24 protein-coding genes are annotated in these 23,002 nt (G+C 69.7%); 18 read left to right on the top strand and 6 right to left on the bottom strand.

Annotated elements, in window-relative coordinates:
* The first annotated feature begins 75 nt into the window (after nt 1-75).
* From smc to ELQ94_RS15615, 3 genes are read left to right on the top strand one after another with little or no spacing between them, the layout of a single operon-like run.
* On the top strand, nt 76-3,609 hold the full coding sequence (smc, locus tag ELQ94_RS15625) for a chromosome segregation protein SMC (RefSeq protein ID WP_127051298.1): 3,534 nt from the start codon (nt 76-78) through the stop codon (nt 3,607-3,609).
* Between the two features lie 52 nt (nt 3,610-3,661).
* Entirely contained in the window at nt 3,662-4,537 is an 876-nt protein-coding gene (gene ftsY, locus ELQ94_RS15620) for a signal recognition particle-docking protein FtsY (RefSeq protein ID WP_127051297.1), read from the top strand.
* Between the two features lies 1 nt (nt 4,538).
* On the top strand, nt 4,539-5,039 hold the full coding sequence (locus tag ELQ94_RS15615) for a DUF2004 domain-containing protein (RefSeq protein ID WP_127051296.1): 501 nt from the start codon (nt 4,539-4,541) through the stop codon (nt 5,037-5,039).
* Nucleotides 5,040-5,075: 36 nt separating this feature from the next.
* Here the strand turns inward: ELQ94_RS15615 and lipA are convergent, their stop codons facing one another.
* Both lipA and lipB read right to left on the bottom strand, forming a co-directional pair.
* Complete coding sequence (gene lipA, locus ELQ94_RS15610; protein ID WP_127051295.1) at nt 5,076-6,083, bottom strand: lipoyl synthase; 1,008 nt, start codon at nt 6,081-6,083, stop codon at nt 5,076-5,078.
* On the bottom strand, nt 6,080-6,712 hold the full coding sequence (lipB, locus tag ELQ94_RS15605) for a lipoyl(octanoyl) transferase LipB (protein ID WP_127051294.1): 633 nt from the start codon (nt 6,710-6,712) through the stop codon (nt 6,080-6,082). The genes lipA and lipB overlap by 4 nt, the downstream gene beginning before the upstream one ends.
* A 91-nt stretch (nt 6,713-6,803) precedes the next feature.
* Between lipB and ffh the strand changes: the two genes are divergently transcribed.
* Complete coding sequence (gene ffh / locus ELQ94_RS15600) at nt 6,804-8,384, top strand: signal recognition particle protein (protein ID WP_127051293.1); 1,581 nt, start codon at nt 6,804-6,806, stop codon at nt 8,382-8,384.
* A 78-nt stretch (nt 8,385-8,462) separates the two neighbouring features.
* On the opposite strand, the gene ELQ94_RS15595 is transcribed toward ffh, so the two are convergent.
* The gene (locus ELQ94_RS15595; RefSeq protein ID WP_127051292.1) at nt 8,463-9,602 is read right to left on the bottom strand and encodes a glutamate--cysteine ligase; all 1,140 of its coding nucleotides are present in this window, start codon (nt 9,600-9,602) and stop codon (nt 8,463-8,465) included.
* Between the two features lie 269 nt (nt 9,603-9,871).
* On the opposite strand from ELQ94_RS15595, the gene rpsP reads away from it, so the two are divergent.
* From rpsP to trmD, 4 genes are read left to right on the top strand one after another with little or no spacing between them, the layout of a single operon-like run.
* Complete coding sequence (gene rpsP, locus ELQ94_RS15590) at nt 9,872-10,300, top strand: 30S ribosomal protein S16 (RefSeq protein WP_127051291.1); 429 nt, start codon at nt 9,872-9,874, stop codon at nt 10,298-10,300.
* 2 nt (nt 10,301-10,302) lie between these two features.
* The gene (locus ELQ94_RS15585; RefSeq protein ID WP_127051290.1) at nt 10,303-10,539 is read left to right on the top strand and encodes an RNA-binding protein; all 237 of its coding nucleotides are present in this window, start codon (nt 10,303-10,305) and stop codon (nt 10,537-10,539) included.
* 1 nt (nt 10,540) lies between these two features.
* Nucleotides 10,541-11,257 (top strand): ribosome maturation factor RimM, encoded by a 717-nt coding sequence (rimM, locus tag ELQ94_RS15580; protein WP_208007756.1) that lies wholly within the window; start codon nt 10,541-10,543, stop codon nt 11,255-11,257.
* Between the two features lie 10 nt (nt 11,258-11,267).
* On the top strand, nt 11,268-11,981 hold the full coding sequence (gene trmD, locus ELQ94_RS15575) for a tRNA (guanosine(37)-N1)-methyltransferase TrmD (protein WP_127051289.1): 714 nt from the start codon (nt 11,268-11,270) through the stop codon (nt 11,979-11,981).
* Here the strand turns inward: trmD and map are convergent.
* Nucleotides 11,965-12,732: a type I methionyl aminopeptidase gene (gene map, locus ELQ94_RS15570; RefSeq protein WP_127051288.1), complete on the bottom strand. Its 768-nt coding sequence runs from the start codon at nt 12,730-12,732 to the stop codon at nt 11,965-11,967. The two genes, trmD and map, sit on opposite strands and share 17 nt — an antisense overlap.
* A 97-nt stretch (nt 12,733-12,829) precedes the next feature.
* Between map and ELQ94_RS15565 the strand changes: the two genes are divergently transcribed.
* The 8 genes from ELQ94_RS15565 (at nt 12,830) to dprA (ending at nt 18,925) form a co-directional block, all read left to right on the top strand.
* Entirely contained in the window at nt 12,830-13,321 is a 492-nt protein-coding gene (locus ELQ94_RS15565) for a hypothetical protein (RefSeq protein ID WP_127051287.1), read from the top strand.
* A gap of 155 nt (nt 13,322-13,476) precedes the next feature.
* On the top strand, nt 13,477-13,824 hold the full coding sequence (rplS, locus tag ELQ94_RS15560; protein WP_127051286.1) for a 50S ribosomal protein L19: 348 nt from the start codon (nt 13,477-13,479) through the stop codon (nt 13,822-13,824).
* A 78-nt stretch (nt 13,825-13,902) separates the two neighbouring features.
* The gene (gene lepB, locus ELQ94_RS15555; RefSeq protein WP_127051285.1) at nt 13,903-14,679 is read left to right on the top strand and encodes a signal peptidase I; all 777 of its coding nucleotides are present in this window, start codon (nt 13,903-13,905) and stop codon (nt 14,677-14,679) included.
* A 24-nt stretch (nt 14,680-14,703) separates the two neighbouring features.
* Entirely contained in the window at nt 14,704-15,351 is a 648-nt protein-coding gene (locus ELQ94_RS15550; protein WP_341807740.1) for a ribonuclease HII, read from the top strand.
* 10 nt (nt 15,352-15,361) lie between these two features.
* The gene (locus tag ELQ94_RS15545) at nt 15,362-15,685 is read left to right on the top strand and encodes a DUF2469 domain-containing protein (RefSeq protein ID WP_127051284.1); all 324 of its coding nucleotides are present in this window, start codon (nt 15,362-15,364) and stop codon (nt 15,683-15,685) included.
* 125 nt (nt 15,686-15,810) lie between these two features.
* Nucleotides 15,811-16,167, top strand: a complete 357-nt coding sequence (locus ELQ94_RS15540) for a YraN family protein (RefSeq protein ID WP_127051283.1) — start codon at nt 15,811-15,813, stop codon at nt 16,165-16,167.
* The gene (locus ELQ94_RS15535; RefSeq protein ID WP_127051282.1) at nt 16,167-17,702 is read left to right on the top strand and encodes a YifB family Mg chelatase-like AAA ATPase; all 1,536 of its coding nucleotides are present in this window, start codon (nt 16,167-16,169) and stop codon (nt 17,700-17,702) included. Before ELQ94_RS15540 ends, ELQ94_RS15535 begins: the two co-directional genes overlap by 1 nt.
* Entirely contained in the window at nt 17,699-18,925 is a 1,227-nt protein-coding gene (gene dprA, locus ELQ94_RS15530; RefSeq protein ID WP_127051281.1) for a DNA-processing protein DprA, read from the top strand. The genes ELQ94_RS15535 and dprA overlap by 4 nt, the downstream gene beginning before the upstream one ends.
* Nucleotides 18,926-18,943: 18 nt before the next feature.
* Here dprA and ELQ94_RS15525 read toward each other — a convergent pair whose 3' ends face one another.
* A complete protein-coding gene (locus ELQ94_RS15525) occupies nt 18,944-19,933 on the bottom strand; it encodes a hypothetical protein (protein WP_127051280.1) in 990 nt (329 codons plus the stop codon).
* Nucleotides 19,934-20,092: 159 nt separating this feature from the next.
* Between ELQ94_RS15525 and ELQ94_RS15520 the strand changes: the two genes are divergently transcribed.
* Complete coding sequence (locus ELQ94_RS15520; RefSeq protein ID WP_127051279.1) at nt 20,093-21,013, top strand: tyrosine recombinase XerC; 921 nt, start codon at nt 20,093-20,095, stop codon at nt 21,011-21,013.
* A gap of 27 nt (nt 21,014-21,040) precedes the next feature.
* On the opposite strand, the gene ELQ94_RS15515 is transcribed toward ELQ94_RS15520, so the two are convergent.
* Nucleotides 21,041-21,541 carry a peptidoglycan DD-metalloendopeptidase family protein gene (locus ELQ94_RS15515; RefSeq protein WP_243697068.1) on the bottom strand — a complete coding sequence of 167 codons (501 nt, stop codon included), beginning with the start codon at nt 21,539-21,541 and terminating at the stop codon, nt 21,041-21,043.
* Nucleotides 21,542-22,014: 473 nt separating this feature from the next.
* Here ELQ94_RS15515 and rpsB point away from each other — a divergent pair, with 473 nt between their 5' ends.
* The gene (rpsB, locus tag ELQ94_RS15510) at nt 22,015-22,998 is read left to right on the top strand and encodes a 30S ribosomal protein S2 (protein ID WP_127051277.1); all 984 of its coding nucleotides are present in this window, start codon (nt 22,015-22,017) and stop codon (nt 22,996-22,998) included.
* Nucleotides 22,999-23,002 lie beyond the last annotated feature (4 nt).

The following is a 23,002-nucleotide window of genomic DNA, read 5'->3' as shown; positions in this document are numbered from 1 at the left end:
TGGGAACCCGGCCGGGCCGGGTCGTTCGGCTACCGTAGAGCCGAACGACCCGGGCCGGACGAAGGGACAGCACGCGTGTACTTGAAGAGCCTCACGCTCAAGGGCTTCAAGTCGTTCGCGTCCCCGACCACCTTCGCCTTCGAGCAGGGGGTGACGTGCGTCGTCGGCCCGAACGGCTCCGGCAAGTCCAACGTCGTGGACGCGCTCGCCTGGGTCATGGGCGAGCAGGGCGCCAAGACGCTCCGCGGCGGCAAGATGGAGGACGTGATCTTCGCCGGTACGTCGACGAGGGGTCCGCTCGGCCGGGCCGAGGTCACGCTCACGATCGACAACGCAGACGGCGCCCTGCCGATCGAGTACACCGAGGTCACGATCAGCCGCACGCTCTTCCGCAACGGCGGCAGTGAATACGCGATCAACGGGGAGAGCTGCCGCCTCCTCGACGTCCAGGAGCTCCTGTCCGACTCGGGACTCGGTCGCGAGATGCACGTCATCGTCGGTCAGGGGCAGCTCGACGCCGTCCTCCGTGCGAGCCCCGAGGAGCGCCGTGGCTTCGTCGAGGAGGCCGCCGGCATCCTCAAGCACCGTCGCCGCAAGGAGAAGACGGTCCGCAAGCTCGAAGCGATGCAGACGAACCTCACCCGATTGAGCGACCTCGCCGGGGAGATCCGGCGGCAGCTGAAGCCGCTCGGACGGCAGGCGGAGGTCGCGCGGGAGGCGCAGACGATCGCGGCCGTCGTGCGCGACGCCCGCGCCCGGCTCCTCGCCGACGAGGTCGTCGGACTGCGCCGGCAGCTCGAGGACTTCTCGCGGAACGAGTCGGAACGGCACACCGAACGGATCGTGCTGCAGGAGCAGCTCGAGCAGAAGACCCTGCGGATCGCGCGGATCGAACAGGAGCAGCAGGGCGATGCGGTGGACGGCGCGCGCCGGACGAGCTTCGCGCTCGAATCCGTCCAGGAGCGGACGAGGAGCCTCCACACCCTCGCCACGCAGAAGCTCGCGCTGCTCGGTGCGGAAACCGAACCGACCGAGCTGGCCGACGGAGTGACGCCCGAGAGGGTCGCGCGTGCCGCCGCTCTCGTCGTCGAACTGCAGGAGGGGCTCGTCGCGGCGGATGCCGCCTGGCAGTCCGCGCAGGCGGACACGGCATCGGCACGCGAGAGGCTCGACGCGATCGACGTGGAGATCGCGGCACAGAGCGCACTCGTGTCCCGCCACGACCTCGAGATCACGAAGCTCACCGGCCAGGCGGAGACCGCCGCCAGTCGCCTCGCCGCGGTGCGCGGGGAGCGGCTCCGTCAGCAGAACGCGATCGACCAGGCGGAGGCGCGCCGCGACGAGGCGGCCGCGACCCTCGCGCGCATCGACGACGAATCGCCGCTGCGCGACCTCGGGGACAGCGGACTCGACGAGGCGTACGAGCTCGCCCAGGGAGAGGTCTTCGAGGCGGAGGCGGAGATCGATCGACTCCGGGAACAGCTGCACGGTCACGAACGCGAGAGGGATGCACTGACGGCGCAGGTCCGTGCGCTCGGCCGCGCCCTCGAGGTCAAGGACGGCGCCTCCGACCTCATCCGGGCATCGCTTCCGGGAATCAGAGGCATCGTGGGGGACTCGGTCCAGGTCGACGCGGGCTTCGAGACCGCCATCGCGGCGGCGCTCGGGTCCACGGCCGACGCCGTGCTCGCCGAGGATCTCGACGCCGCCGTCGCCGCCGTGACGCGCGCGACCGAGAACGACCTCGGCCGTGTCGAGGTCGTGATCGCCGACGGCGAGGTCGTCGCCGTCGACTGGCCCGAACTCGACGGGATCACGCCGGCCGCCGCGGTCGTGACGGCACCCGACGGTGTCCGCGGCCTCCTCTCCTTCGTCGGCATCGCCGATGATCTCGACTCGGCCCGAGCGGCCGCCCCAGCGCTCCGATCGTCCGGGATCGGCGTCCAGCTCACGCTCGTGACGCGCGGGGGAGAGGTCCTGACGGAGCACCTGCTCCGCGGCGGATCCGGCGGAGAGCAGGGACGCATCGAGCTCGTCGCCGAACGCGACGCCGCGGCCGAACGCCTCACCGAGGTGGAACGGACGATCGACGAGGAGCGGTTCGAGCTCGCCGAACAGCGCGCGACGGTGACGGCGGCCAAGGAGCGTTCGCAACTCGCTCTCTCTGCGTTGCGCGAGTACGACGCCCAGCTCGCCGCCGAGACGGAGAAGGTCAACAGGGCACGCGTGCAGGCGGAGGCCTCCGCCGCCGAGTTCGACCGGCTCGTGCTCGCTTTCGAGTCCTCCACCGAGCAGGTCGCGGCAGCCGAGACGGCGGCGGATCGAGCGCGAGCCGACCTCGAGACGGCCCGGTCGCGACCACGGCCGATCCTCGACGTGTCGACCCGCGACGCCCTGTCCGGTGAGTTCGAGCAGACGAGGGAGCGGGAGATCGAGGCGCGCCTCGAGGTCGAGACGGCGCGTGAGCGGATCCGCTCGGAGCAGGAGCGCGTCCGCGCTCTCGAGCGCCGCAGGGCGGCCGAACGCCAGGCCGCCGAGCAGGCCGCTCGACGCGCCGTGATCCGTCGTCGTCAGATGGAGACCGCGCAGCGGGTCGTCGACGCCCTTCCCGATGTCCTGTCCTCGATCGATCGTTCCGTCGCCGAGGCCCGCCTCGTGCTCGCGCGCGCCGAGGCCGACCGGTCGAGCCAGAACGAGGAGCTCGGGCGCCTGCGACGCGAGGAACAGGCCCTCCGGGAGCGCCTCCAGGCGATCACCGAGAGCGTGCACGGCCTGGAGCTCCAGATCTACGAGAAGAAGCTGCACCTCTCGAGCCTGCTGGAACGGGCGGGGTCCGAGCTCGGCCTCGTCGAGGACGTCCTCGTCTCCGAGTACGGGCCGGACGTGCCGATCCCCGAGGCGGACGCGGAACCCGACGAGAACGGCGAGCGCCCGAGCGCGCCGTTCGATCGCGCGCAGCAGCAGCGGCGGTTCGACCAGGCGGAGCGCAAGCTCGCCCAACTCGGTCGCGTCAATCCGCTCGCGCTCGAGGAGTACGCCGCCCTCGAGCAGCGCCACACGTTCCTGACGGAGCAGTTGACGGACCTCACGAAGACCCGGGCGGACCTCGTGACCATCATCGAGGAGCTCGACGAGAAGATGCAGGTCATCTTCGCCGCGGCCTTCGAGGACACCCGCACCGCCTTCACGGAGGTCTTCCCCGTGCTCTTCCCTGGGGGTACTGGCTCCATCCGGCTGACCGACCCGGACGACCTCCTGACGACCGGCATCGAGGTGAGCGTGAAGCCCGCCGGCAAGAAGATCGAGCGGTTGTCGCTGCTCTCGGGTGGAGAGCGTTCCCTCGCCGCGGTCGCTCTGCTCATCGCGATCTTCAAGGCTCGTCCCAGCCCGTTCTACATCATGGACGAGGTCGAGGCGGCGCTCGACGACGCGAACCTCGGTCGCCTGCTCACGATCTTCCAGGACCTGCGCGAGTCGAGTCAGCTCATCGTCATCACGCACCAGAAGCGAACGATGGAGATCGCCGACGCTCTCTACGGAGTCTCGATGAGGCAGGACGGGGTCTCCGCCGTCGTCGGTCAGCGGGTCGTGGCGGAACAGGCCTCCTGAGCGCACGTCGGTCGCCGACAGCAGGGCCGGGTCGCGCGGGTAGGCTGTGAGGATGGCAGAACGCACTCCGTGGTCCCTGAGCGGTGCCCTGCGCGGCATGTTCCAGCGCCCCACCATCACTGACGAGACCTGGGACGATCTCGAGACCGCCCTCATCGGTGCCGACTTCGGTCCCGACGTGACGGAGGCGGTCATCTCCGAGCTCCGAGCGAACGTCGAGCGTTTCCGCACGACCGATCCGCGCGACCTCCAGCGCATGCTCCGCGAGACGATCGAGGAGCGGCTCGCGAAGTACGACACGACGCTCCGGCTCACGGACCGCCCGGCGGTCGTGCTCGTCGTCGGGGTCAACGGCGTCGGCAAGACCACGACGATCGGAAAGTTCGCGCGATTCCTCGGCACGTACGGCCGCACGGTCGTGGTGGGTGCCGCCGACACGTTCCGCGCCGCGGCCGTCGACCAGCTCGCGACGTGGGCCGAGCGAGGCGGCGCCCAGATCGTGCGGCCGCAGCAGCAGGGGCAGGATCCGGCCTCGGTCGCCTACCAGACGGTCGAGTTCGCGCAGCGCACCGGTGTCGAGATCGTGCTCATCGACACGGCCGGGCGCCTCCACACCAAGGGCGGGCTCATGGACGAGCTCACGAAGATCCGCCGCGTCGTGGAGAAGCAGGCGCCGATCGCCGAGGTGCTGCTCGTGCTCGACGCGACGACCGGCCAGAACGGACTCTCTCAGGCGCAGGCCTTCATCGAGCACGCAGGGGTCACGGGGCTCGTCGTCACGAAGCTCGACGGCTCGGCCAAGGGCGGCTTCGTGCTCGCCGTGCAGGAGCAGACAGGCATCCCGATCAAACTCGTGGGGCAGGGTGAGGGGATCGGGGACCTCACCGGATTCACCCCCCACGTCTTCGCACAGAAACTGGTGGGCTGAGATGGCAGTGGAACACGACTTCTTCGGTGTCGTCGACGCCGGGAGCGACGGAAGCGCGTACTGGTCGGAGAACGTCGAGCTCGGCGATCTGTCCGTCGACGTCTCTCTCGTCGCCGACGACGCGAGCGACCTGCGCGAGGACGACCTCGACCTCGTCCAGGCCATGATCCTCTCGCTCGACGGGATCGATCGCGAGACCCGCGAGTCGATGGTCGCCGAGCTGGGTGACCGCTCGTCCGTCACGGTCACCTACGTCGACGCCCTCATCGAGGAGCTCGGCGACGCGGTGCACGACGTGCTCACGGACTCCTCGGGCGACCTCCCGATGGACGTGCTGCGATCGCTCATCGTCTCGCGCGTCGAGTTCCGTCCCCTCTCGCGCGGTACGGACGACGTCTTCGCGGTCCTCGAGTACACCCTGGGGGAGGACCTCAGCGAGGACTACCTCGTGGCGTCGATCAATCGCACCGGCGAAATGGTCGACACGGAGATCCAGGGCTGACCCCCCGCGATAGGCGCTGACGCGGCACGTCGTCGGTCAGCGCGTCTTGACGCCCGCCGTGCGCGCCTCCTGCCGGAACTCACCGTCGCCGGCGAGGTGCCGGAGCGCGTCGGCGACGGGGCGGCCGGTCGCTTCCATCGTGCGGGCCCAGAGTCGACCCGCGCGATAGGAGGAGCGCACGAGAGGTCCGGCGAGCACCCCGGAGAAGCCGATCTCCTCGGCCTCCGCGCTGATCTCCACGAACTCCTGCGGTGTCACCCAGCGCGCGACGGGCAGATGGCGTGGCGTGGGACGCAGATATTGCGTCACGGTGATGATGTCGCACCCGGCGGCGCGCAGATCGCGCAAGGCCTCGGAGATCTCCCCGCGTTCCTCACCCATGCCGAGGATCAGATTGGACTTCGTGACGAGACCAGCCTCCCGTGCGCGTGTGATGACGCCGAGGGAACGCTCGTAGCGGAAGGCGGGCCGGATGCGGGAGAACAGGCGCGGTACCGTCTCGACGTTGTGCGCGAAGACCTCAGGGGCCGCGGCGAAGACGACGTCGAGGAGATCGGGATCGCCCGAGAAGTCCGTCGCGAGGATCTCGACTCCGGTGCCCGGATTCAACGCGTGGATGCGCCGGACGGTCTCGGCGTGCAGCCACGCACCCTCGTCCGGGAGATCGTCGCGTGCGACTCCCGTCACGGTCGCGTAACGCAGCCCCATCCGCCGGACGGACACCGCGACCCGCGTGGGCTCGCCCGTGTCGTAGGCCGCCGGCTTCCCCGTGTCGATCTGGCAGAAGTCGCACCGCCTCGTGCACTGGGCGCCCCCGATGAGGAAGGTCGCCTCGCGGTCCTCCCAGCACTCGTAGATGTTCGGACAGCCGGCCTCCTGACAGACCGTGTTGAGGCTCTGCGCCGCCACGAGATCGCGGAGCTGGGTGTACTCGGGCCCCATCCGAGCTCGCGTCTTGATCCATTCCGGCTTGCGTTCGATCGGCGTCTCGGCATTCCGCGCTTCGATGCGGAGGAGCCGGCGGCCCTCGGGTGCGGCGCTCACGCGATCGCCCGTTCCGCGGCGAACCCTGCCGCGACGATCTCGGCGAGGTCGACGGGATCGACGGGACGATGCGCCTCGATCGAGAGCGTCGAGACACCGGCGTCGGAGATGCCGCAGGGCACGATCGTCCCGTAGGCGTCGAGCGTGTTGGAGCAGTTGAGTGCGAAGCCGTGCATCGTGGTCCCCGACACGACCCGCACGCCGACGGCTCCGACCTTGACGGGCCCGCCCGACGCCAGGACCCAGACGCCGGAGCGACCGGGGATCCGGACGCCCGAGACGCCCACACGACCCGCCGCGTCGATCATGACCTGCTCGAGCCGGCGGACGTGGCCCACGACGTCGCGGTTCGAGCCGAGACGCACGATGGGGTACCCGACGAGCTGTCCCGGTCCGTGCCACGTGATGCGCCCACCCCGGTCGACCTCGACGACGGGACTGCCGTCGCGGGGCAGGTCACCCGGTTCCGTGCGGCTGCCGGCGGTGTAGACGGGATCGTGCTCGCACAGGATGACGGTGTCCGGGCGTTCCCCCGCGACGACCTCGGCGTGGATCGTGCGCTGGAGGCGCAGCCCCTCGTCGTACGGGAGGGTGTGCGGGGAGAACCCGGGAAGCAGGACGTCGGTCATGACGCCAGTGTCTGATTAATGGACTCAGTACACAAATGCGACACGCCTGTGCGCGCCCGCACGTGTCTCGACACGTTAAACTGGACGTCTCATGGCTACCTTTGGAAACCTCTCCGACCGCCTCGCGGACACCTTCAAGAACCTGCGCAAGAAGGGCACGCTGTCGGCGTCCGACGTCGACGGCACCGTGCGGGAGATCCGTCGGGCACTGCTCGAGGCCGACGTCGCCTTCGACGTCGTCAAGCAGTTCACCTCGCGCATCCGCGAGCGCGCGCTCGGCGACGAGGTCAACAAGGCCCTGAACCCGGCGCAGCAGGTCGTTCAGATCGTCAACGAGGAGCTCGTCGGCATCCTGGGTGGACAGCAGCGTCGCCTCGAGTTCGCCAAGAACCCCCCGACGGTCATCATGCTCGCGGGCCTCCAGGGTGCCGGTAAGACCACGCTCGCCGGCAAGCTCGCGAAGTGGCTCGCGAAGGACGGTCACACGCCGCTCCTCGTCGCAGCCGACCTCCAGCGCCCCAACGCGGTGACGCAGCTCTCGGTCGTCGCGGAGCAGGCGGGTGTCGCGGTCTTCGCCCCGGAGCCGGGCAACGGCGTGGGGAACCCGGTGAAGGTCGCGAAGGACGGCGTCGCCTACGCCCGTTCGCGCCAATACGACACCGTGATCGTCGACACGGCCGGTCGACTCGGCGTCGACGCCGAGCTCATGAAGCAAGCCGCGAACATCCGCAAGGCCGTCGACCCCGACGAGGTCCTCTTCGTGATCGACGCGATGATCGGCCAGGACGCCGTCAACACTGCCAAGGCCTTCCAGGACGGCGTGGACTTCACGGGAGTCGTGCTCTCGAAGCTCGACGGCGACGCTCGCGGCGGTGCCGCGCTCTCGGTCGCCTCCGTCACCGGTCGCCCCATCATCTTCGCCTCCACGGGCGAGGGACTCGACGACTTCGAGCCCTTCCACCCCGACCGGATGGCGTCGCGCATCCTCGACCTGGGTGACATCCTGACCCTCATCGAGCAGGCCCAGGAGGCCTTCGACGAGGAGGAGGCCCGAAAGGTCGCCGAGAAGTTCGCGACCGACACCTTCACGCTCGAGGACTTCCTCAAGCAGATGCAGCAGCTGCGCAACATGGGCTCGATCAAGAAGATGATCGGCATGCTCCCTGGCGCCGGCGCCATGCGTGAGCAGCTCGACTCCTTCGACGAGCGCGAGATCGTTCGCACCGAAGCGATCATCCAGTCGATGACGCCCGCCGAGCGGCGCAACGCCAAGCTCCTCAACGGGTCTCGTCGACTCCGGATCGCGCGCGGTGCCGGGACGAGCGTCACCGAGGTCAACCAGCTCGTGCAGCGCTTCGAGCAGGCCGCGAAGATGATGAAGACCGTCGCACGCGGCGGTATGCCCCAGATGCCCGGAATGGGGCCGGTCCCGGGTGCGCACGGCGGGGCGAACCGCAAGCAGCTCGCGAAGGCGAAGAAGAAGGGCGGGAGTTCCCGTTCCGGCAACCCCGCGAAGCGCGCGGCGGAGAACTCGGGCCTCGGTGCCGCGGCCCCGCAACCGGGTTCCGGTTCCGGATTCGGACTCGGGGCACCGGGCGCGGCGCCCGCCGGTGCGGACGGACCGTCCGAGGACGAGCTCGCCGCCCTCCAGAAGTTCCTCGGTCGCGGCTGATTCGCCGCCGGCTCCGATCGGAGGCGGCGGGCGACGCGGCCGGGAGGTTCGCGGTCGTGAGCGTCACGACCGCGAGACTCAGCGGCCCGTGATGCCGTGCCGCAGCTCGTACGCGAGGGAGCGGACGACGGCCGTCAGGTCGCCCCCGTTCTTCTCCGCCACGCGGAGCTGTCGCTGGTAGCTCGCTCCCGCGTCCAGGATGTCCACGATCGACGCGAGTTCCGCAGAGCACCCCAGGCGGTCCGCGGTGTCGGCGAGGGTCCCGACGAGTTCGCGGAGGTCGTCGGATACGAGCGACTCCCGGCCGTCGGCCCCGACGATGAGCTCGGCGTCGAGCCCGTACCGGGCCGCGCGCCACTTGTTCTCCCTCACGTACCAGGGTGGCAGGGAGACGAGGGCCTCGCCGCGGTCGAGCACGGTGGACAGGTGGTCCGTCAGGCAGTGGATGAGTGCGGCGACGGCGCCGAACTCGGTGAGGGTGGATGCGCTGTCGCATGCGCGGAACTCGACGGTGCCCCAGCGGGGAGCCGGCCGGATGTCCCAGCGGACCTCGGTGACGTCGTCGACGACGCCGGTCCTCGTCATGTCGTCGACGTAGCGTTCGAAGGCCGACCAGTCGGGGAGCTGGTATGGCAACCCCGCCGTGGGTAGCTGCTGGAACATGAGGGCGCGGTTCGACGGGTATCCGGTATCGACCCCGGCCCAGAACGGGCTCGACGAGGACAGGGCCTGGACGTGCGGCGACCACGTGAGGAGGGCGTCGAGCAGCGGCATCACCTTGTCGCGGTCCTCGATGCCGACGTGGGTGTGCACGCCCCAGATCATCATGTTCCGTCCCCACCACCGGGTGCGGTCGATGAGCTTGTGGTAGCGCTCCTTGTCGGTGATGGGCTGGTCGAACCATTGGCCGAACGGGTGCGATCCGCTCGCGATCAGCTCGACGCCCAGGGGATCGATGATCTCCCGGACCTCGTTGATCTGTCCCTCGAGGTCGCGGATCGCCGACGGGACGTCGCGGTGCACGTCGCTCACGAGCTCGATCGTGTTGAGGAGGAGTTCGCCGGTGATGCGGGGGTGTTCCGAGCCGTCCGGACGTCTGAGCCCCTCGAGGACGTCGTCGGCGATCGAGCGGAGTTCACCGCTCTCCCTGTCCACGAGGGCGAGCTCCCACTCGAGACCGATCGTCGAGCGGTCCGACGAGGCGAACTCGATCTGCACGTGATGTCCCTTTCGGTGGCGGACGGGCGTCGTCGACATCCTTCCACGAGGGGAGGCGGTTTCTCGCGACCGGTCGGGCACGTTGCGCGGTGAGTCGTCCGCGACGAGGTGATTAGGAACCGTGCCCGCCTCATGACAGAATAGAGAGTTGGATGCGCCGTGCCGACCCTCTATCCGGTCCGGCTGCGTCCCCTCGAGCTCATGCCGAGTGTGCCCCCACGCTCACGGCGACAGTTCATACGACATCTCATACACATCAGGAGCATCGTTTGTCCGTCAAGATCCGTCTCAAGCGCCTCGGTAAGATCCGCGCGCCCTACTACCGCATCGTCGTCGCCGACTCGCGCACCAAGCGCGACGGCCGCGTGATCGAAGAGATCGGCAAGTACCACCCCACGGAAGAGCCCTCGTTCATCGAGGTCGACTCCGAGCGTGCGCAGTACTGGCTCTCCGTCGGCGCCCAGCCGACCGAGCAGGTCGCCGCCCTCCTCAAGCTCACGGGCGACTGGGGTCGCTTCAAGGGTGACAAGGACGCCGTCTCGACCGTCAAGGTCAAGGAGCCGAAGGTCGCCTTCGTCGCCGACGAGAAGAAGAAGCCCGTCCTCAAGCCCAAGTCGGAGCCGAAGGCCGCTCCCGCTCCGGAGGCCGCCGACACCGAGGCGCCCGCCGCAGAGGCCGCCGACGCAGACAAGGCCTGACGTTGCTCGGACCCGCGCTCGAACACCTCGTCAAGGGGATCGTCGACAATCCCGACGACGTCCGCGTGGTCGAACAGAACACCGCTCGCGGTGAGGTCCTCGAGGTTCACGTGAACCCCGAGGACCTCGGCCGCGTGATCGGTCGTTCGGGCCGCACCGCCAAGGCGCTCCGCACGCTCGTCACCGCCCTCGCCGACGGCCGCCGTGTGCGCGTCGACGTCGTCGACACCGACGCCTGACGTGTCGGACGCGAATCGCAAGACCGAACTGCGCGTCGGTCGACTCACGAAGGCGCACGGCCTCAAGGGCGCGTTGAAGGTCGAGCTCTACACCGACGACCCGTCGACGCGCTTCACGCCCGGAGCCGTCTTCACGCTCCAGGTCCCCGACGAGTCGCCGTGGGCCGGTAAGACCCTCGAGCTCGCCGAGATGCGCTGGTACAACCAGCAGCCGGTGGCCTTCTTCGTCGGGATCGACGATCGCACCGCTGCCGAGACCCTCGTGAAGGCGATCCTGTGGGTCTCTCTCGACCCCGACGCCCTCCCCGAAGAGGAGAACGCCTGGTACGACCACCAGCTCGTCGGCCTCCGTGTCCTCGACGGGGACGACGAGGTCGGACGCGTCGCGCGGGTCGATCACTTCCCGGCGCAGGACCTTCTCGTCGTGACCACACCGAGCGGCGAGGTCCTCGTTCCGTTCGTCGCCGCCATCGTGCCGTCCGTCGACGTCGTCGCGGGCACCGTGACGGTGACCCCTCCTCCCGGTCTCTTCGAGATGAACGCGGACGCCGACAGCACGGACAACGACAGTGCCACCGCCGAGGAACCCTCGGAGGTCGACGCGGCGGGTGACGGCTCCGCGAGTGTCGACGACGACGGCATCGAGACCGATGCGGTCGCGAACGCCGACACCGGTACTCCCGACGACGTGTCGTCGGATCCCGCTGACCGATCCTGACGGAGGACCCGTGCGATTCGACGTCGTGACGATCTTCCCGGAGTTCTTCGACACGCTCGACATCTCCCTCCTCGGCCGTGCTCGGCGAGGGGGGACGGTGTCGTGGGGGATCCACGACCTGCGTGACCACACCCACGACCGTCACCGGACCGTCGACGACACCCCCTACGGCGGGGGAGCCGGCATGGTCATGCGCCCCGAGCCGTGGGGCGAAGCACTCGACGGCATCCTCGACGACGCCGACGACCCCGTCGTGATCTTCCCCTCGCCGGCCGGCGAGGTCTTCACCCAGTCGCTGGCACGGGAACTGAGCCAGGAGAAGCACCTCGTCTTCGGGTGCGGGCGGTACGAGGGAATCGACCAGAGGGTCTTCGAGCACACGGCGACGCGAGCCAGGACCCGTCTCGTGAGCATCGGGGACTACGTGCTCAACGGGGGAGAGGTCGCGGTCGTCGCGATGCTCGAAGCCATCGTGCGTCTCGTTCCGGGGGTCGTCGGGAACCCGGAGAGTCTCGTCGAGGAGTCCCACGAGGCCGGTCTCCTCGAATACCCGTCGTACACGAAGCCGCCCGCGTGGCGTGGGCTCGATGTGCCCGACGTGCTGCGGAGCGGCAACCACAAGGCGATCGCCGACTGGCGGCTCGAGGCGAGCCGCGAGCGTACGAGGCGCGTGCGTCCCGATCTGCTTCCGCCAGACGACGAGGGCGTCAGCCCCGCGCGGTGAGGACGATCGGTCCGTCGTCCGTGATGGCGATCGTGTGCTCCATGTGGGCGCCGCGCGATCCGTCGGCGCTGCGGAGCGTCCAGCCGTCCCTATCGGTGTAGATCTCGTCGGTCGTCTCGAGGAACCAGGGTTCAACGGCGATGACGAGCCCCGGGCGCAGCGGGAAGCCTCGTCCCGCTCGACCGTCGTTCGGTACGTGCGGATCCCCGTGCATCGTGCGCCCGACGCCGTGGCCGCCGAAGTCGGTGTTGATCGAATAGCCGGCGGCGGTGGCCACGGCCGAGATGGCCGCCGAGATGTCGCCGACCTTCGAGCCCGTCGTCGCCGCCTGGATGCCGGCGTCGAGCGCCGCGCTCGTGACGTCGATGAGGCGGCGGTCCTCCGGTCGTTCCCGACCGACGATGATGCTCACCGCGGAGTCGGAGACCCAACCGTCCACCGCGACCGCGAAGTCGAGGCTCAGCAGGTCGCCGTCGCGCAAGCGGTAGTCGAACGGGAGTCCGTGGAGCACGGCGTCGTTGACGGAGGTGCAGAGCACCTTTCCGAACGGGCTCGCGCCGAAGGACGGGTGGTAGTCGATGTAGGAGGAGACGGCCCCGCGGTCCCGGATCATCTGATGGGCGATCGCATCGAGCTCGAGCAGGTTCACCCCCACGGCCGCCTCGGCGGAGAGCCGGGTGAGGACCTCGGCGACGAAGCGGCCGGCCGGTCGCATCTCCTCGATCTCGGCTGGCGTGCGCAATTCGATCATCGTGAACCTCCGTGTCCCATTCTGACAGCCCGATCGGGGTGCTCCCGTCACAGGGCACGCTCCGCCAACTCCCAGCGGCCGATCCTAGAATCGCCCCATGCTTCTGCGACGCGCGTTCTTCTACTGGCAGTTCATCGCCGCGATCGTGCTCCCGCTCTGGCTCTTCGTCGGGTGGGGTGTGTCCGATGCGAGCGGCTGGTCCTTCGTCGGCCTGCTCGTCCTCGCTCCGTTGCTCTTCGTCTTCCTCACGATCGTGAGCGTCCTCGTCTACATGCGGGCGGGCGTGCGTCGGTCGAACGCCGTGTCGTGGCTCGACATGGCCCTCGTGGGTGCCGTGCACGTGGCCATCGTCGTCTTCGGTCTCTTCACGGAGGCCACGTCGGCCGTGGCCGTGCTCGGCGTCGTCCTCGGCCTCGCCGCGTTCTGGGGCGCCGTGTGGCAGCTCGTGCAGGAGACCCGCGAGCGGGCTCGAGCCGCTCTGCGCGAGTTCGAGCAGATGGCGACGTCCCCGACGAGCGCCCCACGCGCCCATTCCGTCGACGGTCGCGTCATCGTCGTGGAGGAGACCCACGACGGCACCGTCCGCTGACGCTTTGCGGTAGGGGTCGTGCGCATGGCACAATAGACGATTGTGCCGCTCTCGGGGTCTGCCTCTGGGGTTTCCCGTGTTTCGAGCAGCGCACCTCATCGTTGAAACCCTGACTGCGCGGTCGTCCAGAGGCGGTCGCAGAGAGCGAATCCATCATGCACATCCTCGACTCCGTCGATGCAGCATCCCTGAAGGCGGACATCCCCGCCTTCCGTGCCGGCGACACCGTCAAGGTGCACGTCAACATCATCGAGGGCACCCGCTCTCGAATCCAGATCTTCCAGGGTGTCGTCATCGGCCGCTCGGGCGAGGGCGTCCGCGAGACCTTCACGGTCCGCAAGGTCAGCTTCCAGGTGGGTGTGGAGCGTACGTTCCCCGTGCACTCCCCGAACATCGACCTGATCGAGGTCATCACCCGCGGCGACGTGCGTCGCGCCAAGCTCTACTACCTGCGCGACCTGCGCGGCAAGAAGGCGAAGATCAAGGAGAAGCGCGACGCGTAAGCAACGCGCCGGACGCCTTGCGCGTCATCTCCACGGAGCTCCCCCCGGTTACACTGGTGGGGAGCTCCGGGCGGTTAAATGACAGACAACACTCTCTCGGTGGACGACGCGTCCACCCGTCCGAGACGTACCCGACGGTCGGCCGGCGACGGCGACACATCCCGCAAGCGCGGAGCGCTCTACTTCCTCCGCGACCTGCTCGTCATCTTCGTGGTGGCGCTCCTCGTGTCCTTCCTCGTGAAGACGTTCCTGGTCCGTTCGTTCTACATCCCGTCCGGATCCATGCAGAACACGTTGCAGATCGACGACCGGATCATCGTGAACCAGCTCGTGCCCGATGTGGTCCCGCTGGCCAGGGGAGACGTCATCGTCTTCCGTGATCCCGGGGGGTGGCTCACGCCCACTCCCGAGCCGGAGCGCTCGCCCGTCGTCGAGGCCGTCGACTGGACCCTTGGCCTCGTCGGACTCACGTCGCCGGACAACGACGAGCACCTGATCAAAAGACTCATCGGGCTCCCCGGCGATCACGTGGTCTGCTGCAACACGCTCGGGCAGATGAGTGTCAACGGTGTGCCGCTCGACGAGCCCTACGTGCTCCTGCCCGACCCGTCCTCCCCGGTCTCGAAGGACGCCTTCGACATCACCGTTCCCGACGACTCGCTGTGGGTCATGGGAGACAACCGATGGAATTCGAAGGACTCGCGCTACAACACGACGACCCCCGGCGGGGGCTACGTGCCCATCGACGATGTGGTCGGTCGCGCGTTCGTCGTGAGCTGGCCGATGGCCCACTGGTCCTGGCTCGACAATTATCCGACCGTCTTCGACGCTGTTCCCGAGCCCTCTGATGAGTGATCGCCGACGGGCGACCACGGCTGCATGATGGCCGTCGTCCTTCCGCACCTCGACATCGAGCTCGAGATGCTCGCCGCCGGCGCGCCCGTGGTCATAGGCATCGACGAAGTCGGCCGCGGCGCCATCGCCGGCCCCGTCGCCGTCGGAGTGGCGGCTGTCGCCTCGTCGTGCGCGCCCCTGCCCGACGGAGTACGTGACTCCAAGCTCCTGAGCGAGAAGCGTCGCGAGATCCTCGAGCCCGTCGTGCGGGACTGGGCCGTGGCGACGGCCGTCGGCTACGCGGAGGCGCACGAGATCGATGAGCTCGGGATCATGATGTGTCTCGGTCTCGCCGGGAAGCGCGCCCTCGCCTCCCTCCACGCCCAGGGGGTCGACGTCCGCCGCGGCACCCTGCTCCTCGACGGGAACCACGACTACCTCAGCGGTTCCCTCTCCAGGCCCTTGAACATCGTCACGCGCATCAAGGCCGACCGCGATTGCGGATCCGTTGCGGCCGCCTCCGTGATCGCCAAGGTCGCGAGAGACCGGGTCATGATCGCGCGTCACGCCGAGCACCCCGACTACGGATGGGCAGGCAACAAGGGGTATGGCAGCGCCGCCCACCTCGAGGCGATCGGGGCCGGAGGGCCCACGTCTCACCACCGTCGCACCTGGCTCCACGCGACGGCATAAGATGGGATCGATGGACGACGAAGAGATCGAAGACTACGACCGCGAAGTCGAGCTCGCGCTGTACCGCGAGTACCGGGACATCGTCGGACAGTTCGCCTACGTCATCGAGACGGAGCGGCGGTTCTACCTCGCGAACGAGGTCGATCTCGTGCGCCGCGACACCGAGCACGACTTCTACTTCGAGATCACGATGAAGGACGTCTGGGTCTGGGACGTGTACCGCTCCGACCGTTTCGTGAAGTCCGTGCGCGTCCTCACCTTCAAGGACGTCAACGTCGAGGAGCTCTCGAGCCGCGACTTCGAGCTCCCGAAGGAACTCGCGCTCGACGAGTAGCGGGGTGACTCCACCCCACACACGGCCGTCGTCCACAGGCGGCTGATCGCACGTCCCTCCACCGTTCCCCGTTCCGGCCTCCGGCCGTGTTCTGCGTCGCCGCATGCTCGTGTGCGGAGGTGCACATGGCACGCAAGGACGAACTGGGGCGACGGGGAGAAGACCTCGCCGTCGACTTCCTGGAACGAGCGGGATACGAGATCCTCGCTCGGAACTGGCGGACGAGGACGGGTGAGGTCGACATCGTCGCCCGCATGGACGGGATCACGGCGATCGTGGAGGTGAAGACCCGAACGAGTGTCGCGTCCGGTCATCCCTTCGAGGCGGTCACGTTCCGGAAGCTCAAACGTCTCCGCGCGCTGGCGGCGGAGTGGAGCGCGAGTGATCCGCGTCGTTCGGCCGTGCTCCGCATCGATGTCGTCGGGGTGGTCGCCCCTGCCGATGCGCCGGCCGTGGTCGAGCACCTCACGGGGGTGATGTGATGGCGGTCGGGCGCACGTGGGCCGTGAGTCTGCTCGGACTCGACGGCGCGATCGTCGAGGTCGAGACGGACGTCTCCGCAGGGCTTCCCCGCTTCACGATCATCGGACTGGCCGATCGTGCGATCTCGGAGGCGGAGGGACGGGTGCGTCAGGCGATCGTCAACTCCGATTGCACGCTGCCGCCCCACCGCATCACGGTCAACCTCTCACCGGCGGGGCTTCCCAAGAACGGCACGGCCTTCGACCTCGGGATCGCGCTGTCCTGCCTCGCGGCGACGGGTGCGGTCTCCGCGGAGTCGATCGGCCGCGTCGTGCACGCCGGAGAGCTCGGCCTCGACGGCAGACTGCGTCCGACGCCGGGCATCCTCCCGATCGTGCGCGCCGCCCGTCGCGCCGGACGAACCGTCGTCATGGTCCCTTCGGCCAATGCCGCCGAGGCATCCCTCGTGCCGGACATCGAGGTGGTCGCGGTGGATTCCCTGCGCGCGGCCGCGATCTGGCACGGGGCCGAGCTCGAGGCGGGTGAACCGGTCCTCGACGCCCCGGCCGCGCCGGGGCGTCCCTCCGCCAGAGCCCTGGAGCTCGGCGACGTGCTCGGACAGGAGGACGCCGTCGAGGCCCTCGTCACGGCGGCCGCGGGCGGACACCACCTCTTTCTGCTCGGACCCCCCGGATCGGGGAAGACGATGCTCGCCGAACGGCTCCCCGGCATCCTTCCGCCCCTGTCGACGGAGGCCGCTCTCGACGTCTGCTCCGTCCGATCGCTCGGCGGCGAGCGGGTCGGGGCCTCGCTCGACACGGTCCCGCCGTTCGAGAGCCCGCACCACACGGCGACGGCGGCGGCCGTCGTCGGCGGCGGGAGCGGTCTCATCCGTCCAGGGGCCGTCGCGCGGGCGAGCCACGGCGTCCTGTTCCTCGACGAGGCACCGGAATTTGCTCGCGTGGTCCTCGATTGCCTGAGGCAACCGCTCGAGACGGGATGGATCACCATCCACCGGGCCAATGCGATCGCCCGCTTCCCCGCCCGGGTGCAGCTCGTCCTCGCCGCGAACCCGTGCCCGTGCGGTCAGTACGGTGCGCCCGAGTCGTCCTGCCAATGCCCTCCCGCGGCGATCCGGCGCTACTTCTCTCGCGTCTCGGGGCCTCTGCTCGACCGCATCGACCTGCAGGTGACGGTGCGGCGCGTATCGAGCGCCGCCGCGCGCGCCGCCGGGGAACGGCCCGGGGCTACCACCGAGACGGCGCGGGTCCGCGTCCTCGAGGCGCGCGAGCGCGCCGAGCACCGCTTGCGCGGCACCCCGTGGTCCCTCAACGCCCATGTGCCCGGGTCGTGGCTGCGGTCATCACCCGTCGCGCTCGCGCCCGCGACGATCCGCCCGCTCGACCGCGGTCTCGAACGGGGTGCTCTCACGATGCGCGGCTACGACCGGGTCCTCCGAGTGGCATGGACGCTCGCGGATCTCCGCGGAGCCGAACGCCCGGAGCTCGACGACGTCAGCCGAGCCCTCTTCCTCCGGAAGGGGATCGCGGCATGACGGTCGCCGGTCTCTCAGACGCCCGGATGGCCGAGCTCGCCGTGCCGGTCGCCGACGGCGACGTGACGGACGAGTCGCTCCAGGAGATCGCCGCGCGGGCGGCTTGGTCGTCCGTCGCGGAACCGGGTGACGGGGCCGCCGGTGGGGTCGTCGCGGCGCTCGGCGCCTCGGCGACGATGCGTCTGCTGTCGTCGAGGGGATCGACGGCGCGGATCCGTGGGCTGTGCGAGGAGCAGGGGCTCGGCGAGATCACCGAAGCGGTCCTCTCCGCCTGGGTGTCCGGTGTCACGCGCTGGCGTTCGAGGTTCGACGCCGACGCGGTGGTGGAGGCGTTCGGTCGTGCGCGATCGTCCGGTGCTCGCCTGGCGGTCCCGGGTTCGCCGTCCTGGCCGTCCCGCGTCGACGACCTCGGGGTCCACGCGCCGCTCGCCCTCTGGGTGCGCGGCCGGGCACTCGCGGGGGAGTTCGGCCGGTCGATCGCCCTCGTCGGTGCCCGCGCGGCGACGGGTTACGGCGAGCACGTCACCCTCGAGGCCTCGAGCGGCCTCGTCGACCGCGGGTTCGCCATCGTCTCGGGCGCGGCGTACGGGATCGACGGTATGGCTCATCGGGCAGCCCTCGCCGACGGCGGCACGACGATCGCGTTCCTCGCCGGGGGAGTGGATCGCCCGTATCCGAGCGGCCACACCGCGTTGCTCGCGCGGATCGCGACGACCGGGGCGGTCTACGCCGAGGTCCCCTGCGGCGTTGCTCCCACCAAATGGCGGTTCCTGCAACGCAATCGACTCATCGCGGCGGCCTCCGCCGCCACGGTGGTGCTCGAGGCCGGAGCGCGGAGCGGTTCCCTCAACACCGCCGGTCACGCGTCATCCCTCGGCCGCCCGCTCGGAGCGGTACCGGGACCCGTCACCTCCGTGGCATCGGCGGGATGCCACCGCCTCCTCCGCGAGTACGACGCGACGTGCGTCACCTCGGCGGCGGAGATGGCGGAACTGGCGGCGAGCGGCTCGTCGACGGACGTCGGAGGGCCGGGGTCCGACCGACCCTCCCGATCAGTGGAGGCTGAGCAGATCCTCGGAGCGCTCTCCCGTCGACGAGCGGCGTCCGTGTCGGAACTCGCCGAGGCGACAGGACTCATCAGCGGAGACGTGCAGGCGGTCCTGGGGCTGCTCGATCTCGAGGGGACCGTCCGGGAGTCGGGAGGCGGGTGGACCAGAGTGTGAGAGGCGGTCGGCCGGGTCTCACGCTCGCGGATCGGTCGGATCATCCTCGACCGCCGCCCGGGCGCGCTTCATCGTGGCCTCCGCACGCTTCCACTCGAGCTCCCGGGACCGCAGATCGGCGGTCATCGCGGCGAGGGCTTCGTCGGCAGCGTCGAGATCCGCCTGCGCGGCACGCACCGCTTCGCGCCGCGCCTCGAGCTCGGCCTGTGCCACTGCGCGACGCTCCACCAGGGTGTCCCGGTCGGACTCGCGCCGCGCTCGATCCGTTCGTGCGGCCTCGACCGACTTCTCCGCGACGGCGAGCTCCCTCTGGAGTCGGCGTCGATCGGACGCGGCGGGCCCCGGGGTGCGTGATGGCGCTGCGGCCCTGGCGGCAGGGGAAGGCACCCGTCTCGGACGGCTGCGGGTGTCGGCACCAGCCTCTGCCGGATCCGCCGCCTCGTGACCCGTGACGTCGAAATCGGGGTCGTCGGCGTCCTCCGGGGCGAGACCGTCCGGGGGGATCGCAACGAGTGCACGGATCTCCGGAGGGGTCATCCCACCCGTGCGCGGGACGGAGACGAGGCGGCCTGAGGCGAGGGCGTCCGCGATCGGGGAGTCTCCGAGGGCGGCGAGCAACCCATCCGAGACCTCGTCGGCGACGCTCGCGCTCAGCGGCCTGCCGGCGTCGGCCGCCGCGGCCCGCGCCTCCTCGACGAGACGGACGACGAGCATCTGGCGGTCATGCGAGGCCGCGCGCAGCTCGTCCCGCTCGCCGGCCGCCGTCGCCGCCTCGATCCGGTGGCGCACGTCGGCGAGATCATCGATCACCCCGGGACGGTTCCGCACGATGCGGCCGAGGATCCACGCGGCGGCGGTCGGCTTCGGGAGTGCTCGGACGGCGGCCGCGAGGTCGCCGTTCCCTGCCTTCTTGGCCTCCGATGCCCGGGCGTTCCGGGACGCCGTGAAATCCCCGAACGGTCCGGCGAAGAGTGCGTCGGCGATGGCGACGAGGTCCGGGGCGTCCATGATCCGATTCCAACACATCGTTGCTCCGTCCAGGACGGGCTGGCGGAGTGCTCGCGACCCATGGTGGTGGTGATGCAGAGGACCGACCGGGCTCCTGGATCGCGGAGCCGACCGCCAGCCGCATGCCCGCTCCGCCTCTTCTGGTGCAGGCTGGTCGTCATGGACCTGGCAGCCGCGACCGACTCATTCGTCGCCTACGTCCGGGACGAGCGCAACTACTCGTCCGAGACCGTGCGGGCGTACCGCTCGGACCTCGCGACCTTCCGCGCGTGGGCCGAACGCCGATCCGTCACGACGGTCGAGTCCCTGGACCTCCCGGTGCTGCGCGACTGGCTCTGGGCATCGGCCCAGGACGGCCTCGCGCCGCGCACGCTCGCCCGACGCTCCGCCGCCCTCAAGAGCTTCTGCCACTGGTTGGCCGTCACGGAGGCGACGCCGCACGACCTCGCCGGCCGCCTCCGCACTCCGAAGAGCGGATCGCGTCTCCCGGAGGTGGTCCAACGCACGCAGATCGACGACCTCCTCGAGCGACTCGCCGCCGAGGCCGAGTCGGGCGAGCCGATCGCGCGACGCGACCGGGCCGTGATCGAGCTGCTGTACGCCAGCGGGATCCGCGTCTCGGAACTCTGCGGCCTCGACCTCGGCGACCTCGACCTCGACCGGCTGACGGCGCGAGTGACCGGTAAGGGAGACAAGGAGCGCGTCGTACCCTTCGGGATCCCCGCGCGATCGGCCGTCGTCGACTACCTTGCCGACGCCCGCGTGCGACTGTTGGAACGGGCGGGGGAGCGTTCGGGGGCGGAGACCGCGCTCTTCCTCGGGGCACGGGGTCGCCGCCTCGGAACCCGGGCCGCGTACACGATCGTCGAGCGCGTCTTCGCGGGGACCGAAGGGATCGCCGCCTCCGGCCCCCACAGCCTCCGACACTCTGCTGCCACCCATCTGCTCGACGGAGGAGCGGATCTCCGGAGCGTCCAGGAACTCCTGGGGCACGCGAGCCTCGGAACGACGCAGATCTACACGCACGTCTCGATGGAGCGCCTCGCGCAGAGCTACCGGCAGGCGCATCCGCGCGCTTGACATCGGGCCGCACGACGGCGGGTCCTCTCAGGGGCCGAGCGGGAGCAGGACGGACCGCTCGGGAGGGGCGAAGAACGGCAACGGGTCGACGTAGGCACCCTGCACCCGGACGCCCACGTGCAGGCAGCCGTCGGCGCAGTGCATCGCCTCACCCGCTTCGAGCAGCCCGATCACCGTTCCCGCGGAGACGGCGGTGCCCCGGGCGACGGTCGGCACGACGGGATCGAACGACGAGACGACACCACCGCCATGGTCGACCGTCACCACGGATCGACCCGCAACGGGTCCGGCGAACGTCACGACGCCCGCCGCGGCCGATGCGACCGCGGTCCCGGGCCGCGCTCCCACATCGATTCCACGGTGGCCGGCCCCGTACTCGTGCTCGGGCGCGTCGAACGGACGGAGGACGGACCGGGGAGAGGCGACCGGCCAGAGCCACCCGGAGCCCGGCCCGGGAGTCGCTGCGGCGGCACGGTCGAGCGCAGAAGAGGATCCGCCTGTCGCGCTCGGCGCGGACGCGCTCGTCACGTCGGCGGCGACCGGAGGCACGGTCCCCGAAACCGCGGGGACCAGCGAACCGACGATCACGACAACGATCGCGGATGCCCGGAGAACCCTGCGTCTCGGGGCCGCGTCGCGCTGCCAAGGCGGAGTCTCACAGGGCACGGGCGACGCGAGGAGGGGCGGGGTCATCGGACCACCACACCAGGCGGGCGATGTCCTCGGCGTGCGACCAACGACACCCGGGGATGGGCGCGCCGATCGCGTGTCGGGGACGACGGGTGGGGACGGCTGTCGTGTATCATGGGCAGAGCACCTCGCTCTGCGGGGTGACTACGCGTGCCCACTCGCGGCAGCACAACCACCGGTCCCCTCTCCTCGTCCGAGTCCCACTCGGACGGTCGGTCGCGGGGGCGGTCGTGCACCAGGGCACCAGGAGATCGGTCGACCGACCGACGACAACCGAATGGCGCTCGCGCGCCGGAAAAGGAGAACGGCTCATGGCCGTCGTCACCATTCGCCAGCTGCTCGACAGCGGCGTGCACTTCGGGCACCAGACCCGCCGTTGGAACCCGAAGATGAAGCGATTCATCTTCACGGAGCGTTCCGGCATCTACATCATCGACCTGCAGCAGTCGCTCGGCTACATCGACAAGGCCTACGACTTCGTCAAGGAGACGGTCGCCCACGGCGGAACCATCCTCTTCGTCGGCACCAAGAAGCAGGCTCAGGAGTCCATCGCCGAGCAGGCCATGCGCGTCGGCCAGCCCTACGTCAACCAGCGCTGGCTCGGTGGACTGCTCACGAACTTCCAGACGGTCTCCAAGCGACTCGCCCGCATGAAGGAGCTCGAGGAGCTCGACTTCGAGGACGGCTCGAAGTCCGGCTTCACGAAGAAGGAACTCCTCATCAAGAAGCGCGAGCTGGACAAGCTCCACAAGTCGCTCGGTGGAATCCGCAACCTCACCAAGACGCCGTCGGCGCTGTGGGTCGTGGACACCAAGAAGGAGCACCTCGCGATCGACGAGGCGAAGAAGCTGGGCATCCCCGTCATCGGCATCCTCGACACCAACTGCGACCCGGACGAGGTCCAGTACCCGATCCCGGGTAACGACGACGCGATCCGCTCCGTGAGCCTGCTCACGCGCATCGTGGCCGACGCCGCCGCCGAGGGTCTCATCCAGCGCCACCAGAAGCCCGAGGAGGGCGCCGAGCCCGCCGAGCCGATGGCCGAGTGGGAAGCCGAGCTCCTCCAGGCCGGTCAGGCCGCCGAGGCGCCTGCTGCGGCAGCCGAGCCCGCCGAGCTCCCCACCGAGGAGAACGACGCCGATGCCGAGGTCGCCGAGAAGAACGCGGCCAAGGGCGACGACGCTCCCGTCGAGGACCCCAAGACCCCCGAGACGGACGCCGAGACCGAGGCGCGTCTCGAGGCCGAGGCCGGTGCGGACGAGAAGGTCCCCGCCGCCGACGCCGACAACAACTGAGCAC

Origin of the sequence: Labedella endophytica, from assembly GCF_003990045.1 — a bacterium.
Taxonomy (GTDB): Bacteria; Actinomycetota; Actinomycetes; order Actinomycetales; family Microbacteriaceae; genus Labedella; species Labedella endophytica.
The sequence above is the reverse complement of the archived record's forward strand: the minus strand, read 5'-3'. Positions and strand labels throughout refer to the sequence as shown.

Excerpts from the sequence above, each read along its gene's own strand:
- ELQ94_RS15550 (WP_341807740.1), top strand. The coding sequence starts at position 14,704 with ATGATGGCCGTCGTCCTTCCGCACCTCGACATCGAGCTCGAGATGCTC.
- map (WP_127051288.1), bottom strand. The coding sequence starts at position 12,732 with ATGATCGAATTGCGCACGCCAGCCGAGATCGAGGAGATGCGACCGGCC.
- ELQ94_RS15525 (WP_127051280.1), bottom strand. The coding sequence starts at position 19,933 with ATGGACGCCCCGGACCTCGTCGCCATCGCCGACGCACTCTTCGCCGGA.
- ftsY (WP_127051297.1), top strand. The coding sequence starts at position 3,662 with ATGGCAGAACGCACTCCGTGGTCCCTGAGCGGTGCCCTGCGCGGCATG.
- ELQ94_RS15520 (WP_127051279.1), top strand. The coding sequence starts at position 20,093 with ATGGACCTGGCAGCCGCGACCGACTCATTCGTCGCCTACGTCCGGGAC.
- ELQ94_RS15540 (WP_127051283.1), top strand. The coding sequence starts at position 15,811 with ATGGCACGCAAGGACGAACTGGGGCGACGGGGAGAAGACCTCGCCGTC.
- ELQ94_RS15545 (WP_127051284.1), top strand. The coding sequence starts at position 15,362 with ATGGACGACGAAGAGATCGAAGACTACGACCGCGAAGTCGAGCTCGCG.
- ELQ94_RS15535 (WP_127051282.1), top strand. The coding sequence starts at position 16,167 with ATGGCGGTCGGGCGCACGTGGGCCGTGAGTCTGCTCGGACTCGACGGC.
- lipB (WP_127051294.1), bottom strand. The coding sequence starts at position 6,712 with ATGACCGACGTCCTGCTTCCCGGGTTCTCCCCGCACACCCTCCCGTAC.
- rplS (WP_127051286.1), top strand. The coding sequence starts at position 13,477 with ATGCACATCCTCGACTCCGTCGATGCAGCATCCCTGAAGGCGGACATC.
- dprA (WP_127051281.1), top strand. The coding sequence starts at position 17,699 with ATGACGGTCGCCGGTCTCTCAGACGCCCGGATGGCCGAGCTCGCCGTG.
- lepB (WP_127051285.1), top strand. The coding sequence starts at position 13,903 with ATGACAGACAACACTCTCTCGGTGGACGACGCGTCCACCCGTCCGAGA.
- ELQ94_RS15565 (WP_127051287.1), top strand. The coding sequence starts at position 12,830 with ATGCTTCTGCGACGCGCGTTCTTCTACTGGCAGTTCATCGCCGCGATC.
- ffh (WP_127051293.1), top strand. The coding sequence starts at position 6,804 with ATGGCTACCTTTGGAAACCTCTCCGACCGCCTCGCGGACACCTTCAAG.
- rpsB (WP_127051277.1), top strand. The coding sequence starts at position 22,015 with ATGGCCGTCGTCACCATTCGCCAGCTGCTCGACAGCGGCGTGCACTTC.
- ELQ94_RS15615 (WP_127051296.1), top strand. The coding sequence starts at position 4,539 with ATGGCAGTGGAACACGACTTCTTCGGTGTCGTCGACGCCGGGAGCGAC.